The organism is Vibrio sp. T13N (assembly GCF_032970445.1).
Classification (GTDB): domain Bacteria; phylum Pseudomonadota; class Gammaproteobacteria; order Enterobacterales; family Vibrionaceae; genus Vibrio; species Vibrio diabolicus.
On record NZ_JAWJYE010000006.1, the window covers coordinates 220,987 to 237,344 of the forward strand.

At 45.7% G+C, this 16,358-nt stretch carries 13 protein-coding genes; 3 read left to right on the plus strand and 10 right to left on the minus strand.

Annotated features, from left to right (window positions below; all coding sequences use genetic code 11):
* Window positions 1-54 precede the first annotated feature (54 nt).
* Genes ptsP through dhaK form a run of 3 tightly spaced genes read right to left on the minus strand, consistent with a single transcriptional unit; the run spans window position 55 to window position 4,165 of the window.
* Window positions 55-2,454, minus strand: a complete 2,400-nt coding sequence (ptsP, locus tag R2S67_RS12315; protein WP_317344659.1) for a phosphoenolpyruvate--protein phosphotransferase — start codon at window positions 2,452-2,454, stop codon at window positions 55-57.
* Between the two features lies 1 nt (window position 2,455).
* A complete protein-coding gene (dhaL, locus tag R2S67_RS12320) occupies window positions 2,456-3,091 on the minus strand; it encodes a dihydroxyacetone kinase subunit DhaL (protein ID WP_005379705.1) in 636 nt (211 codons plus the stop codon).
* A 15-nt stretch (window positions 3,092-3,106) separates the two neighbouring features.
* Window positions 3,107-4,165, minus strand: a complete 1,059-nt coding sequence (gene dhaK, locus R2S67_RS12325; protein WP_048626608.1) for a dihydroxyacetone kinase subunit DhaK — start codon at window positions 4,163-4,165, stop codon at window positions 3,107-3,109.
* Between the two features lie 353 nt (window positions 4,166-4,518).
* Between dhaK and R2S67_RS12330 the strand changes: the two genes are divergently transcribed.
* On the plus strand, window positions 4,519-5,601 hold the full coding sequence (locus R2S67_RS12330) for a glycerol dehydrogenase (RefSeq protein ID WP_317344667.1): 1,083 nt from the start codon (window positions 4,519-4,521) through the stop codon (window positions 5,599-5,601).
* Window positions 5,602-5,655: 54 nt separating this feature from the next.
* Here the strand turns inward: R2S67_RS12330 and R2S67_RS12335 are convergent, their stop codons facing one another.
* The 5 genes from R2S67_RS12335 to R2S67_RS12355 all read right to left on the minus strand — a co-directional run bounded on the left by R2S67_RS12335 (window position 5,656) and on the right by R2S67_RS12355 (window position 11,119).
* The gene (locus R2S67_RS12335) at window positions 5,656-7,041 is read right to left on the minus strand and encodes a heavy metal sensor histidine kinase (RefSeq protein ID WP_317344669.1); all 1,386 of its coding nucleotides are present in this window, start codon (window positions 7,039-7,041) and stop codon (window positions 5,656-5,658) included.
* A complete protein-coding gene (locus tag R2S67_RS12340) occupies window positions 7,034-7,726 on the minus strand; it encodes a heavy metal response regulator transcription factor (RefSeq protein ID WP_317344671.1) in 693 nt (230 codons plus the stop codon). Before R2S67_RS12340 ends, R2S67_RS12335 begins: the two co-directional genes overlap by 8 nt.
* Before the next feature lie 102 nt (window positions 7,727-7,828).
* Window positions 7,829-8,206 carry a DUF3316 domain-containing protein gene (locus R2S67_RS12345; RefSeq protein WP_031815906.1) on the minus strand — a complete coding sequence of 126 codons (378 nt, stop codon included), beginning with the start codon at window positions 8,204-8,206 and terminating at the stop codon, window positions 7,829-7,831.
* A gap of 204 nt (window positions 8,207-8,410) precedes the next feature.
* Window positions 8,411-10,243 (minus strand): glutamine--fructose-6-phosphate transaminase (isomerizing), encoded by a 1,833-nt coding sequence (glmS, locus tag R2S67_RS12350; protein WP_317344673.1) that lies wholly within the window; start codon window positions 10,241-10,243, stop codon window positions 8,411-8,413.
* 114 nt (window positions 10,244-10,357) lie between these two features.
* Window positions 10,358-11,119 (minus strand): DeoR/GlpR family DNA-binding transcription regulator, encoded by a 762-nt coding sequence (locus tag R2S67_RS12355; RefSeq protein ID WP_005392240.1) that lies wholly within the window; start codon window positions 11,117-11,119, stop codon window positions 10,358-10,360.
* Between the two features lie 433 nt (window positions 11,120-11,552).
* Here R2S67_RS12355 and pykF point away from each other — a divergent pair, with 433 nt between their 5' ends.
* Entirely contained in the window at window positions 11,553-12,965 is a 1,413-nt protein-coding gene (gene pykF, locus R2S67_RS12360; RefSeq protein ID WP_005392243.1) for a pyruvate kinase PykF, read from the plus strand.
* 157 nt (window positions 12,966-13,122) lie between these two features.
* Entirely contained in the window at window positions 13,123-13,809 is a 687-nt protein-coding gene (locus tag R2S67_RS12365) for a GntR family transcriptional regulator (protein ID WP_317344677.1), read from the plus strand.
* A gap of 64 nt (window positions 13,810-13,873) precedes the next feature.
* On the opposite strand, the gene R2S67_RS12370 is transcribed toward R2S67_RS12365, so the two are convergent.
* Window positions 13,874-15,754 carry a GGDEF domain-containing protein gene (locus R2S67_RS12370; RefSeq protein WP_005392251.1) on the minus strand — a complete coding sequence of 627 codons (1,881 nt, stop codon included), beginning with the start codon at window positions 15,752-15,754 and terminating at the stop codon, window positions 13,874-13,876.
* Between the two features lie 109 nt (window positions 15,755-15,863).
* Window positions 15,864-16,358, minus strand: coding sequence for an acetolactate synthase small subunit (gene ilvN, locus R2S67_RS12375; protein WP_005392253.1), 495 nt, complete (start codon window positions 16,356-16,358; stop codon window positions 15,864-15,866).

Below are 16,358 nucleotides of genomic sequence, written 5' to 3' on the forward strand. Positions count from 1 at the left end.
AGTAAAACCGGCGTAAGCACGCCGGTATACGTGTACTAACGATAAAGGTATCGATTAAACATCGACAGACAACTGACGAATCTGCGCTTTTAGTCCCGGCAACAAACTCGCACTGGCGCTGAATTTTCGTAACCCAACACGAAGCAATGTTTCTGTGGCATTTGGATCGCCTGCCATCTCACCGCACATACTGACCGGTATGCCCGCGCGATCGCCTGCTGCACACGTGAGTTCAATAGCTTTTAGTACCGATGGTTCAAAGTAGTTCACTAATTCGGCAACGGCGGCGTTGCCTCGATCGGCTGCCATAACATATTGAGTCAAATCATTGGTGCCAATAGAGAAAAAGTCGACTTCTTGTGCTAACGCATCTGCATTTAATACCGCGGCGGGTACCTCAATCATAATACCGACAGGCAAATGAGTCGCATCCAAGCCGAGTTGGTTTGCTTGATGTGCCAACAGCGCTTTTACTTTTCTCACTTCTTCAACCTGAGCCACCATCGGTATCATCAATTGAATATTCGGTTGCTCGTGAAAAGCTCTCAGAATGGCTCGAAGTTGGGCGGTAAACAATGACTCATGTTGAAGGCACAACCGCACCCCTCTCAGACCTAAAAATGGATTATCTTCCGCTGGCATAGGGTAAGCGACTAAAGGCTTATCACCGCCAACATCTAGACTACGAATCGTAAGTGGCTTATCACCAAGTGCGGCGGCAATATCACGATACACTTGGTATTGCGCTTCCTCAGTCGGCAACTCATCACTGTTTTGAAATAGAAACTCAGTCCGGAATAGACCAACGCCCTCAGCTCCTGATATTAGTGCAGCATCAATATCTTTCGGTCCACCAATATTGGCGAATACTGGAATATGGACACCATCACAGGTGACTGCGGCTTGCTGAGCACTCGCTAGCGCACTTTGTCGGGTGCTTTGCCACTCAATTTGCTGAGCTTCTAATTCCTGCTGTACGGCATCTGAAGGAGAGAACCATAAATGTCCTCGGAAGCCATCAATAGTCACCACTTGACCAGCACACACAGCATCAAGACAGCCCTGAGCTTTAACGATGGCAGGAATCCCCATCGCACGAGCAAGAATCGCACTGTGAGAGGTTTTCCCTCCTTCACTCAAACAGATACCAAGCACTTTCGATTTATTAAGCCCGGCCACATCAGAAGGCATCAGGTCACGGGCCAACAAAATACTCGGTTCCTGTATGTCGATGGCATTAGGCGTTACGCCTGTCATTTCAACCATAACTTGGCGTGCGATATCATGCACATCAGCTTCGCGTTCCCGCATGTACTGACTTTCAGCCTGGCGAAACTCGTCGGCCAACGTTTGCAGTGATTCTATCCAAGCTTGCTCGGCTATCATGCCCGTTTGAATTCGCGACTCGACCGATGCCCATAATTCTGGGTCACTGAGCATCATGCTATGAGCAGAAAATATTTCCCCTTTCGGCTGCTTCGCTTGCTCCTGCAAATGTTGAACAACCACGCCTATCGCATGCTTGACCCGTTCAATTTCATCTTGTTCACTTTGGAAATCACGTTCAGGCACTGCTGGCATTTCATGAGTAAAAAGGACAACTGGAGCAGTAGCGATACCGTCATTGACTCGAATACCAACAACAGCACCTTCAATCTGATTTGGGACCATGTCATCGAGCAAAGTATCCGTGCTCTCTTCAGGCTCGATAATGCCTTGCTCAACCGCCTCTTTTTCTCCGAAGTGCTCACTAGCTAAGGCTTCAAATGCCTTGATTGCTTCACTGGATTGAGAGCCGAGTGCGCACAGCGTGATAGCCTCTTGACTACGAACGCCAAGTTTCGCAATGCTGTTTAAGCTTTTCGCGTTCACACGGCGATCGCCTTTTTTCAACCATAATTGGCAGTCAAAAGGCGCGAGTGCACCAACAATGGCCGCAGCGGGACGAGCATGTAATCCATGCGGATTTTGCACTACCCAATCAAATGTCCGCTCTTGCTCAAAGTTCTCTGATACTGGCACTATCTCAGCGAATGTTAGTGGCTGATCACCAAGGTGCTCTCGTTTTACGCTTAACGCATTCTGTGCCTCTTCGACTACCGTCGATAAAGGTAGTCCAGCGGCGGCAGCCACCGACGCCGCCATAGTCCCTTCAACAATGGGGGCCGAGATAAGGGTGACATTTTCCCTCACATGATCATCAATCAGATCCAGAGCCATTTCCGTGCTAAGCAGGGCGCTGCCAAGATCCATCAACACAACAACCCCTTGTTGATCATGTACCTGCTCAATCGCTTCCATCACAGCAATGGCATCGGTTCCGATCGGGTTCTCTGGATCATCAATCCCAGCCGCAATCGCAAGCTTGGCTTTGCCTTGCGTCATTTGGGTGGCAAGTTCGGCCACCCCTTCTGCAAGGCGACGACTATGAGATACAACTACAATTCCCACCATCTTAATTACCTGCTATTGCCTGCTGTAGTGCTTTAATCATTAACAAAGAAGAGGTTGCGCCGGGGTCTTGGTGACCAATACTACGTTCACCTAAATAGCTTGCTCGCCCTTTTTTCGCCAACATTTCAATCGTGGCAACCGCATTCGTTTCTGCTAGCTCAACCATTTCATTCAGTAAGTGATCGGCGCTCATGCCATTTTCTAACGACGCCTTCACGCTAACTAAAACGGGTAACCAAACATCACACATGGTTTTATCACCCAGTTCCGCTTTACCACGAGACACCACGCCATCCACACCGCTTTTTAGTGCATCCACTAACTCTTCAAACGTTAATTGCTCTCGAGTTCCGACAGCGGCAGCAGTGCGAATAAACAGCGTGCCATACAGCGGGCCACTTGCCCCACCGACACTAGAAAGCAAGGTCATGCCCGTATTCTTGAGAATGCTGCCGATATTTTGGTCCGCAAATTGCGGCAGTTTTTCAGCAACTTTTTTAAAGCCTCGGTTCATATTGAGACCATGGTCTGCGTCACCAATATCACGATCAAGGTCGGTCAGAAAATCTTGATTCTCTTGATACGTTTTTGCACATAGCTCTAACCAGTGAACGATATGTTGTTTTTCAATTTGCATGTTTACTCTCCCCTGTTACCACTTGATCGCGGCCGTATCGACAGGAGCATCAAACAGCTCCAACATCTCTTTGTCTGCCTTCAGCAACGTAATCGAAACGCCTTCCATATCGAGTGACGTACAGAAGTTACCAACCATATTACGCACGATACGGAACCCTGCTTGCTCGCAGTTATGAGCCAGACGGCGGTACACTCCGTAAAGCTCTGAAGTTGGCGTACCACCCATACCATTCACCATCACGATGTAGTCGTGTTCAGCGGCGAAAGGCTCAATGCTGGATTCCACTTCATCCCATTCACCTTCGTCACGATTCCAAATACGCAAAGTGCGCTGATAAGGTGTGTTTTCAGCAACTTCAGCAAACATCTCATCCACTAACGTATCGACATCGGTGTATTTCACTCGCTTGATACCTGGTTCACCATGGATACCAACACCAAACTCCACTTCATCATCTTCCAGAACAAAAGATGGTTTACCCGCCGCTGGCACAACACAAGCATTAAGCGCCACGCCAAATGAACGACAGTGATTATTAACGCGACGAGCCAGATCTTCACATTGCTCCAACGAATAACCTTTGTTCGCGGCAGCCCCAACTAACTTCTCAACCAATACCGTTCCAGCGACGCCACGGCGACCAGCGGTATACAGGCTGTCTTTGACTGCAACATCGTCATCCACCAACACCGACCCAACTTTGATGCCATCGGTATGAAGGAGCTCCACGGCCGTTTCAAAGTTCAACACGTCGCCGGTGTAGTTTTTGATGATAAACAGCACGCCCTCACCAGTATTCACTTGGTTACCACATTCGTACATTTGATCTGGCGTAGGTGAAGTAAATACCTCACCAGGGCAGGCGCCTGTCAGCATGCCTTTACCAATAAAACCTGCGTGCAAAGGTTCATGACCACAGCCACCACCAGAAACCAATGCCACTTGCCCCGGCGTTTCCTCATGCCACATGTAACGAGGTTCGTAGTTAGCTTTTAGCTCAGGGCGGGACAATGCCAGGCCTTCCATTTGCTGCAATACAACATCATCGACTTGGTTAATTAACTTTTTCATCGTTCTATCTCATTCCATTTATATTTTTATGTAGGGTATGAATTCATCTTAAACAGAGAAAAAACGTGCTCAACAAAAATCAATCCGTTTCATATTGAAACAACGACTTCGGTATTTTCGTTTCAATATGAAACGAAAAATGACAGATTCGCTTGAATAGTGATCGGCGCCATAAAGCATGCTGATGCTTATTACTTCTGACAGTCGGTTTGACACAGAGGTCATAAAAGCATGGAACAAAACCAGAGATATCCTTCACCACTTACCACACCAAACCTAATATAAACCTTATCGCTACAATGGATTTTCATTGCAGTCAAAAACACACATAAAAAAGGTTAAAGGTTTGAATTATGGACAAAATTATTATCAGCCCAAGCAAATACCTCCAAGGTGAACAAGTACTTACATCTATCGCTCACTATGTGAAAACATTGGGTGAACGTCCGTTAGTCATTGCCGATGAGTTCGTGACTAACCTGGTTGGTGATGACGTCAAACAAAGCTTTGCTGACGAAAAGCTTCCACTCACTATGAACATTTTTGGTGGCGAATGTTCGCGCGTTGAGATCGAACGCATCACGGACATTTGTGCGACTCAAAAACATGATGTCATTGTCGGTATTGGTGGCGGTAAAACGTTAGATACAGCAAAGGCCGTTGCGTTTTACACCAAAATTCCTGTCGTGGTGGTTCCTACAATTGCCTCGACTGATGCGCCAACCTCTGCTCTTGCGGTGATATACACACCAGAAGGTGAATTTGCGGAATACTTGATGATCCCTAAAAACCCAGACATGGTCATCATGGATACGTCTGTCATCGCAAAAGCCCCAGTTCGCCTACTGGTATCAGGGATGGGCGATGCACTCTCCACCTACTTTGAAGCCAGAGCTAACATGACCTCTGGTAAGGCAACAATGGCCGGTGGTTTAGCGACGCGTTCAGCGCAAGCTCTTGCGAAACTTTGCTATGAAACCTTGCTTGAGGATGGTTTAAAAGCAAAAGCTGCGGTAGAAAATGGTGTGAGCACCAAAGCGGTAGAAAATATTATTGAAGCCAATACATACCTAAGCGGTATCGGTTTTGAAAGCAGTGGCCTAGCAGGCGCTCACGCTATTCATAACGGCCTAACTAAGCTTGAAGAGTGTCATCATCTCTATCATGGTGAGAAAGTCGCGTTCGGCACACTTGTTCAATTGGTGCTAGAAAACGCAGCGATGGAAGAGATTAATACGGTTCTCGCCTTCTGTCGATCTGTAGGTCTACCAACCAACTTATTTGATATGGGCGTTAAAGAGCTTAATCACGCTAAGTTGCGCGAGGTCGCCGAAGCCTCAACGGCCGAAGGAGAAACCATCCACAATATGCCATTCCCAGTGACGGCAGAAAATGTCTACTCTGCAATTCTAACCGCTCATCAACTGGGTCAATAACCCAAATAACTTCAAACGAGTTTAAGTCTCCAAAGGCAAGCCAAGGCTTGCCTTTTATGCTTCAACTGACTTATCACTTCCATTGACACCTGCCGATGGCAACATCATGACAAACTGCGTCTTTTCTTTATCTGATGTTACTTTTATCTGTCCTTCATACGCTTGCACGATAGATTGGGTAATCGACAAACCTAGCCCTGCTCCTACACTGCCTACATGTTGGCGAGATTTATCTGCGCGATAAAAACGGTCGAAAAGGTACAGTAAGTTTTGCTCGGCAATGGTATCACCTTGGTTGCTGACCGATATCGTCACCTGTTCATCAACCTCTTGAACGTCAATCACAATGGTTGAATCAGCATACGCATGACGAATCGCGTTGGAGAGCAAATTGCCCACCGCACGCTCAAACATGTTTTTGTCCATATAGAGCTGACCGTCGCCTGAGCTCACGATTTGCACATCGGCATCTTCGGCCAATATTTCAAAATACGCGACCAAACGGTCGATTTCCTCCTGCACCGCAAACACTTCGTCATGGCGATGAATGAGCTTGTTTTCGGCCTTGGCAATGTAGAGCAAATCGTTGATGGTTTTCGTGATGCGGTTGAGTTCTTCCAACGTTGAGGCAATCGCATACTGATACTCTTCAGGCGTTCGACACGCACCTAAAATGACCTGATTTTGCGTAGTAATGTTGGTGAGTGGCGTTTTTAACTCATGTGCTATATCAGAAGAAAACTCGCTCAAGCGGCGAAAACCAGTTTGCAACCTATCGAGCATCGCGTTGTGTTTGTTGGCTAACTCGCGCAGTTCTATTGGCAACGAATCGGGGTCGAGACGAATGCCCATTTGCTCTGGAGATATCTGTTGAATGTGCTGATTCAATCCCACAATCGGCTTCAACCCACGTTTTACGATCCAACCGCTCAACGCTGAAGAAATCACAAACGCCAAACCGAGCGACCAAAACAAAATCCAGTCGAGCTTATCCAAAAACAAAATATGGTGGTTGATACTCATACCGAGTACCACCTGATACTCCCCAGCTTGAAACGCAAACGCGCGGATATTCAGCGAGTCCTCACTCCATTCGATGGCGCGCTCGTGATTTAAAACCTGAGGTGAGCTAATGCTATAGGTTCGGTTCTGAGGAATCGTCAGGCTCGAATTCTGATACACGTTCTGCTTGCCTTCAAACACCCACATGTAGAGCGTGCTGTTATTCGCTTGCTTGAACACATCCTTTGGCGAGCGTTTTAACGCTTTCTCAATGGCATTGAACTTACTGGAAATATAGCTGAAATCTTGCGAATAAAAGTGGCGCTCAATGGCGTACTGTAGGATGAAAGCCAAAGAAAAATAGGTCACGAACGTCATGCTAACAAACATCAGCACGAGCTTATTTTTCATGGAAAAAGGGAGCGAAAACTTAGGCATCACAACTCTCTTCGAGTTTGTAGCCCATCCCTCTGACAGTGTGAATCAGTGGTTTATCGAACGGTTTGTCCACTTTGCTACGCAGACGTTTGACCGCCACATCAATCACATTGGTATCGCTGTCAAAGTTCATATCCCACACTAACGACGCAATAGTGGTACGTGAAAGCACTTGGCCAGTTTTGCGCATCAACAACTCAAGCAGGGCATATTCTTTGGCGGTAAGCGACATCGACTGCCCCGCGCGCGTGGCAACGCGTTTGATCATATCAAGTTCTAAATCTGCCACACGTAATGTTTGCGGCGATGCGACCACTTGCGCGGAAATATGATGACGAAATACGTTTTGAATACGCGCCAGTAGCTCCGCAAACGCGTAAGGTTTTACGACATAGTCATTGGCACCCAGCTCAAAACCGCGCACGCGATCTTCCACTTGCTCCTTCGCTGTCAGCATGATAACTGGGGTGTGAATCCCACTACTGCGCAATGTATTAAGCACCTGCCAACCATCGAGTTTAGGCAACATAATGTCGAGGAAGATTAAGTCATATTCTTCACTGGTAGCGTGATACAGCCCATCGACCCCATCATGTACTAAATCCACCACATACCCAGATTCAATCAAACCTTTTTGCAGATATTCTCCGGCTTTGTGCTCATCTTCGACGATCAATATTTTCAACTTTACTTACCTAGTGTGTTAGCGGGAGGGTGAGAACCTAGTATAAAGATCGAAAAAGAGCATGATGTGAACCACACCATACTCTTCCCCATTGGCAAACCATTATCGATTGTTATCGCGTTCGGCATAATGCACTTTGACATTCACTTTGCCCAAATATTCCAACTGACCATCTTCATTCATGCGTTCTTGCACGGTCACGAAGCCACCATCTTTTAAATGCGTACTGCGAGACTTCACATTAAACGTCAGGATATTGAGCTCTTTATTCAGTTCACGAGCCGTCATGGTTTTAAGTGAATTGAGTTCAGACAGTGCCTGTTGATAAGCCTCATCTGACGTTGCTGTCGGCGTAACTGAGATGGTTTTCATCTCTTCGCGGCTCACGTAGTTGCCACCAGTGAAAAGTGGTTGAGCGAATGCAGATGCGCTAGTGATTGCCATTACCGTTACAAAAAGAGCAGTTTTGATTGCGTTCATGTTGTTAACCTTTGAGTGCTTGTTTTCAATGAGGTCATTATTGAACACCGCCTCTGACACCACCCTTTCAACAACATGACATTTTTGTCATGAAAGCAACTTACTGGCGAAAGCGCTTGAGCGCTCCATCACGCTTAGAACAAAACAAAAAAAACGACACATACTCTCGCATGTGCCGCTTAGGATTTTTGCTGTTAAGCGTAATTACTCAACCGTTACCGCTTTCGCTAGGTTACGTGGTTGGTCTACGTCCGTACCTTTGATCAGTGCTACGTAGTAAGACAGCAACTGCATTGGGATGGTGTAGTAGATCGCCGCCGTGATTTCACTAACGTGAGGCATCGTGATGATCTTCATTGTTTCATCACCTTCGAAGCCTGCGTCTGCATCTGCGAATACGTATAGAAGGCCGCCACGTGCACGCACTTCTTCAACGTTTGATTTTAGCTTCTCTAGAAGATCGTTGCTTGGTGCAACCACAACAACCGGCATGTCAGCATCAATCAGCGCTAGAGGACCATGTTTCAGTTCACCCGCCGCGTAAGCTTCTGCGTGGATGTAAGAGATCTCTTTCAATTTTAGAGACGCTTCCATCGCGATTGGATAGAATTCACCACGACCTAGGAACAGTGTGTGGTGCTTGTCTGCGAAATCCGTCGCTAGTGCTTCAATGTCTTTCTCGAAAGAAAGTGCCGCATTGATTTGCTTAGGAAGTGCGTGTAGCGCTTCAACAATCTCTTTTTCTTTCTCTTTGCTGACGCGACCTTGCTCTTTACCTAACGCCGTTACCAGCATCAATAGTGCAGAAAGCTGAGTCGTGAACGCTTTGGTTGAAGCGACACCGATTTCGACACCAGCGCGAGTCATGAACGCAAAATCAGATTCACGAACCAAAGAAGAACCTGCTACGTTACAAATGGTCATCGCCGCCATGTAACCTTTTTCTTTCGCAAGACGAAGTGCTGCTAGCGTATCGGCGGTTTCACCAGACTGAGACAACGTGATCAATAGGCTGTTTGGACGCGTCACAAACTTGCGGTAACGGAATTCAGACGCAATTTCTACATCACAGCTCACGCCAGCAATGTCTTCAAACCAGTAACGTGCTGTCATGCCCGCGTTGTAAGACGTACCACACGCAACGATTTGTACGTGTTCTACTTTACTTAGAATGTCTGCCGCATGAACACCGATCGCATCAGTTACAACGGAGTCTGTCGTGATACGGCCTTCCATTGTGTTGATCAACGCTTTAGGTTGCTCATAGATTTCTTTTTGCATGAAGTGGCGGTATTGGCCTTTATCGCCAGCATCATGTTCTGCGTTAGATTCTACGATTTCACGCTCAACCAGCTCGCCCGTTGCGTCAAAGACAGTAACTTCACGGCGAGTGATTTCTGCCACATCACCTTCTTCTAGGTACATGAAACGGCGCGTTACATTCAGTAGCGCAAGTTGGTCAGAAGCCAGGAAGTTTTCACCCACACCAAAACCAATTACGATCGGGCTGCCTGAACGTGCAACTACGATGCGTGAAGGATCTTTGCGATCCAACGCTACCGTGCCGTATGCGCCTTCAAGTTGTTTTGCTGTTTTTTGTACTGCTTCTAGTAGCGTTTCTGAAGTGCGAAGTTCCCACTCAACCATGTGTGCGATAACTTCTGTATCCGTTTGAGATTCAAACACGTAACCACGAGATTGAAGCAATTCACGAAGCTCTTCGTGGTTTTCGATAATACCGTTATGTACAACAGCAATATTGCCGGACATATGTGGGTGTGCATTAACTTCAGATGGTTCACCGTGCGTCGCCCAGCGAGTGTGTGCAATACCCGTTCCGCCGATCACTTTTGCTTCTTCTACTGCATCAGCCAATTCTTGCACTTTACCCAAGCGACGAACGCGCGTTAGGTTTGACTCGCCATCAACAACAGCAACGCCAGCTGAGTCGTAACCGCGGTACTCTAAGCGGCGTAGACCTTCAACCAAAATTTCTGCAACATCTCGTTGTGCTACTGCACCTACGATTCCACACATGTGTTTATCTCCGTTTGTAGTTTTGTTCTTCCCTAGCCATGTTTCAGATAGAGGCAGCAAGCAAAGGCCTGTATTCAGAGGGAAGTGAAATATGAAACTGATTACATTATTAGGTTAGGCACAAATAACTTTCACGCCATGTTGTTCAATCTGTATTTTGTGTTCTTGCTGAATATCAGCATCCGTCACTAGCACATCAATTTGATGCCAAGCGAGCTCTAAATTCGGGATCTTACGACCGATTTTTTCCGATTCGATCATGACGATCACTTCGCGCGACACTTCCGCCATCACCTTACTCAAACCAACCAATTCATTAAATGTTGTGGTGCCGCGTTCGAGATCGATGCCATCCGCACCGATAAATAGCTGGTCAAAATCGTAAGCTCGTAATACAGATTCGGCTACTTTGCCTTGAAAAGATTCTGAGTGCGTATCCCAAGTCCCACCAGTCATCAGCAGTGTTGGTTCGCTCTCTAATTCATTAAGGGCGTTAGCAACATGCAACGAGTTGGTCATGACAACTAAGCCACGTTTGTCATTCAACTGTTGAATCAACGCAGCCGTAGTACTGCCACTGTCGATCACGATGCGATTATGGTCTCGAATCAGTGATGCCGCGGCTTTTGCCAAGTTTAGCTTTCGAGTCGAAACATTAGCGCTCAATTCTTCGTGAATGACTTCGGTTGGGATAGCAATCGCACCGCCGTAGCGGCGTAGAAGTTGGCCATTTTTCTCTAAAGAAGCTAAATCCTTTCTAATCGTGACCTCTGAGGTTTCGAATTTCTGAGCGAGTTCGTCAACGCTGACTTCTCCTAGCTCAGAAACCAAGTTAGAAATGGCGTGTCTTCTTAGTTGAGTGTTTCGTTTCGACATTTACGTTTTGAATTTAAGTTTCGATTTGAAACTTATTATAGTCAAACCGAAACTTTCAAGTCCATTTATTTCGATCCAAAAAATTAATATTTCTCGATAAAACCTTGTCCTAAGACAATTCTTAAACAGTGATATTGGATTCATTCAGTGGTAGAATTCGCCACCGAAAAGAAAAAAAATTACAGAATTGAAGGCTATTTTTTTGCAACTTTCTGCATATAAAGTGGGATTAGTCACAAAAAGGTAACCAAAATCGCCGATCTTTTAGTCATAAAATGACTAAACTTGGTGAAAGACTTTCAGAATCTGAAGTACTGATAATGAGGCGAAAAATCGGTGGGTGACAGGCACTAAATGTCATCAATAACGCCCTAACTTCAGAGTAAACAACCGACTTTCAAATTGTAACTATACTTACCGGAGAGTATCTTCCATGAAAAAGACCAAAATCGTATGTACGATTGGCCCTAAAACTGAATCTGTAGAGAAGCTAACTGAGCTAGTGAACGCAGGCATGAACGTAATGCGTCTTAACTTCTCTCACGGTGACTACGAAGAACACGGCACTCGTATCGCGAACTTCCGTAAAGTAATGGAAGCTACTGGCAAACCACTAGCAATTCTTCTAGATACTAAAGGTCCAGAAATCCGCACTATTAAGCTAGAAGGCGGTAACGACGTTGATCTAGTAGCTGGTCAAGAATTCACTTTCACAACTGACACTTCAGTTGTAGGTAACAAAGATAAAGTTGCAGTAACTTACGCAGGTTTCGCAGCAGACCTAAACGTAGGTAACACTATCCTAGTCGACGACGGTCTAATCGAGATGGAAGTTATCTCTAAGACTGAAACAGAAGTTAAATGTAAAGTACTTAACAATGGTGCACTAGGCGAGAACAAAGGTGTTAACCTTCCTGGCGTTTCTGTAAACCTACCAGCTCTATCTGAAAAAGATAAGAACGACCTTAAATTCGGTTGTGAGCAAGGCGTTGACTTCGTAGCCGCTTCTTTCATCCGTAAAGCTTCTGACGTTCAAGAAATCCGTGAAGTACTTGCTGCAAACGGCGGCGAGAACATCCACATCATCTCTAAGATCGAAAACCAAGAAGGTGTTGATAACTTCGACGAGATCCTAGAGCTTTCTGACGGCATCATGGTTGCTCGTGGTGACCTAGGTGTTGAAATCCCAGCTGAAGAAGTAATCTTCGCTCAGAAAATGATGATCGAGAAGTGTAACCGTGCACGTAAGATGGTTATCACTGCAACTCAAATGCTTGATTCTATGATCAACAACCCACGTCCTACTCGTGCGGAAGCAGGCGACGTTGCTAACGCAGTAATGGACGGTACTGACGCAGTAATGCTTTCTGGTGAAACAGCGAAAGGTAAGTACCCAGTTGAAGCGGTAACTATCATGGCTCAAATCGCGAACCGTACTGATTCAGCGCTAAAAGCTGAGCTAGGTTCTCGTCTAGACAGCCCACGTCTACGTATCACTGAAGCAGTATGTAAAGGCGCAGTAGACACAGCTGAGAAACTGGCAGCTCCACTTATCGTTGTTGCAACTGAAGGTGGTAAATCTGCACGTTCAGTACGTAAATACTTCCCAACTGCAAACATCCTAGCACTAACAACAAACAAGAAAACAGCAGCACAACTTGTTCTAACTAAAGGTGTGACGCCAGTTGTTGTTGATTCTATCGAAAGCACTGACGCATTCTACGTAGCAGGTAAAGAGCTTGCTCTAGAATCTGGTCTAGGTAACAAAGGCGACATCGTAGTGATGGTTTCTGGTGCTCTAGTCGCTTCAGGTACTACGAACACAGCTTCTGTACACGTACTATAAGACTGAACTTTTCATACTTCAGTTGATTGATAAAGAGGGCTTATGCCCTCTTTTTTTATATGGCTTTCTTGCTCTAATAATAGCCTAACTGTATCATTCACCATGCGCAGAATTGCGTACTGTTTAATTTTGTCGTCACGATTAAAATTTCTATGAGGTGTATGTGTCCAGTCCCACTCTTACCGACAAAGTATCAAAAATGATCCGTCAGGATATTCTCGATGGCGTGCTTAAACCGGGTCAAAAACTCGTGGTTGCGGAACTCAAAGAGAAGTACAACGTAGGAGCGTCACCCATTCGCGAAGCTTTGGTGCAGTTATCGTGGAGCAAATACGTCAAACTCGAGCCGCAAAAAGGCTGCTGGGTTGCACCTGTATGTAAAGATGAGTTGAATGACTTGTACGAAAGCCTACAAATGGTCTCTGCATGCCTACTAAATAAAGCAATTGTGATTGGCGATGAAAATTGGGAACTGGACGTCCTAACCGCTTATCACAAGTTATCCCGCTCTAAATCTGGCGAAAGCTTTTGCTGGAAGGAATGGGAAGAACGCCATAATCAGTTTCTTACTGCGCTGTTTGAAGGCGCTGGCTCTGCCAATATGTTTGGTTTTTTCCGCGATCTACTCACGCAAATTAAGCGTTACCAATATTTTGCTATGCAAATGTTAGGTACTGGAAACCCAGGGCACTGTAATATCGATGAGCAAGAAATGCTGATGAAGACGTCGTTAGATAAAAAGAATCAGGATGCTTTAGGTTATCTAGAGCGTTATTTGAGACAGTCAATGCAGTGTATCGAAGCGGCCATCGACAACCAATATCGCATACTGGCTAGCGAATAACGCAGAGGCTAAAATAAGCATAAAAATCGGGGTCTATCCCCGATTTTTTGTTTTTGAAAAAGAGCTAAGCAATATCATCGAAACTATGGCATAGCGATACGCAGTTACGCCCTGCACTTTTGGATTCATACAAGGCAATATCAGCACATTTATAAGTGCGCGTGCGATCGGAGGTTAAATCACTATACCCGGCGCTAACGGTAATCGCTCTATCACTGCGCAGTTGAACCGCCACACGTAACCGATTCAATACAACTTCTGCTTCTTCGAGTGTGGTATGCGGCATGATCACCGCAAATTCCTCACCACCGACACGAGACACAAAGTCAGTACTGCGCACCTCTTTAAGAAGAGTCTCAGCGACACTGCAAATCACTTTGTCCCCTTCATCGTGCCCAAGTTCATCGTTAATGCGCTTAAAGTGGTCAATATCAAACAACGCCAAACACGCTGGGGGACTGTCAGGATAACGCTCAATAATCCCGGCGTATTGCGCTAATTGCTCTTCAAATTTTCGGCGGTTCCACAAGCCCGTCAAACCATCTTTTTCACTGAGGTTGCGTAGCTTTTCTTCCAGCTCTTTTTGCTCGGAAATATCCACCAGCGACGTGATGTAATAGCTCACTTTACCTGACTTGGTTAAGTTTGCCTGAATGCGCATAATGGCGGTAAATACGTGATTAAACTTGGTTCGACAACGAACCTCACCTTCCCAAACGTGCTCGTTCGCAAGCTTATTCCAAATATTGAGGGTCGACTCGAGATCTTCCGGTAAGAAAATTAGATTATGCGCATTCCAGCCTTGAGTATGCTTGGTGGAATAGCCCATCATGTTTTCAAATTCTTGGTTCACCATAATGATTCGATGCGACGCATCTGAGATCATCACCGCAGTCATGCCATCAAGTGCAGCCCGAGCTAACTTCGATTCCATACTATGACGTCGATAGTGCAGGGCTAACGCAGTCGTTGGTAAAGTAAAACCAAACACCAAACTTAATACAAAAAACGCTTCTTGGATTAAGTCATCAATATCTCGCTGAGATCGAGATAGTAATTGCTCATTCGTGAGATCAATCACTAGATGAAGTGGTTCACTAGAAACAAATTGGATCGTGCTATACGCAATCAAATTCGAGCCGTTGTACTCATAGCCCGAAACTTCTGAGATCATCGTGCGCCAAATGTTGGGGTACATCCGGCCAAAATTAAATTGAGAACGAGCTGGGATAATATTGCCGTACAAGCGTGATGACTTAGGACTAGCGATATAAAAGCCATCACTTTTAATTAACTCAATATGAAAATCCCGCACCGGTGAGTAGTTGAGTCGAGAAGATAAATACTCAATATCAACATTAAGAACAAGATACCCTTCGCGTTTCCCATTGAGAGAAATCGGCATCAGAATACGCAATGAAGGGCTATAAGGGTAAACAAGCTCACCATTTTCCCGCTCCAGCTCAATCCCCCACGACGCAATTTCATCATTACCTAAACCTTGCGCGTAATGAAAATAATCCCGCTCTGACTTGTCATGTAATTTGAGGGCGGGTGCAGCGATACCCGTTTTGAAATCGTAATTAATCCGTGCTTTTTCCTGACCGGTAATATCAAGAAAACGAATTTGTTTATATAGCTTTTGGTTGATCGCAACCGAGATCCACATATCTTCTAAGATAGAAAGGTTGACCCGGTTCGGCTGACGTAGATAGTCGTAAAGACTTTGGCTGTGACCGAGAAGATCGCTGATCGTCTCAATTTGATCCTGAATATTGTTGTATTCGCGACCAGTATAAGCCAGTTGGTGTAATGCTTCTTGAGCGGTATTCTCAACGTTACTCTCTAATAACGTCAGATATTTCTGATAATAGTAAACTGCAGTGAGCGCACTAAAAAATAGTGCTGTCGCCAACAATGTGCCGACTCGCTTAGGTATTTTCACGCGTCTACTGCCTATAATGCTTACTAAAACGACAATTATATCATTAATTGTTATTTTCTAAACAAAAAGCCACTTAGATTAAGTGGCTTTTCTATATGCAGTTAGATGGCTAAGGTTTGAGTGCGCGCTCACCTCGGGCAATGCCCACTACCCCACTACGAGCAACTTCGACGACTTCAGTTACTTCAGATATCGCTTGAATGAAGGCATCCAACTTTTCACTCGTGCCCGCAAGTTGTACCGTGTATTGAGCAGCAGTGACATCCACGATCTGGCCACGGAAGATGTCTGCCGTCCGTTTCACTTCTGCTCGCGCAAAACCGCTGGCTTTCACTTTCACCATCATCAGTTCACGTTCGATGTGCTCATACTCGGTGACTTCTTGTACTTTCAGCACATCGATCAATTTGTGTAACTGCTTCTGAATTTGCTCCAACTGCATCTCATCAGACGTCGTGGTAATGTTCATTCGCGACAGCGTTTCATCATCTGTCGGTGATACCGTCAAAGATTCAATGTTGTAACCACGTTGAGAGAACAAGCCAACAACACGAGACAACGCACCCGGTTGGTTTTCCAATAGCAATGAAATAATGTGTCTCAT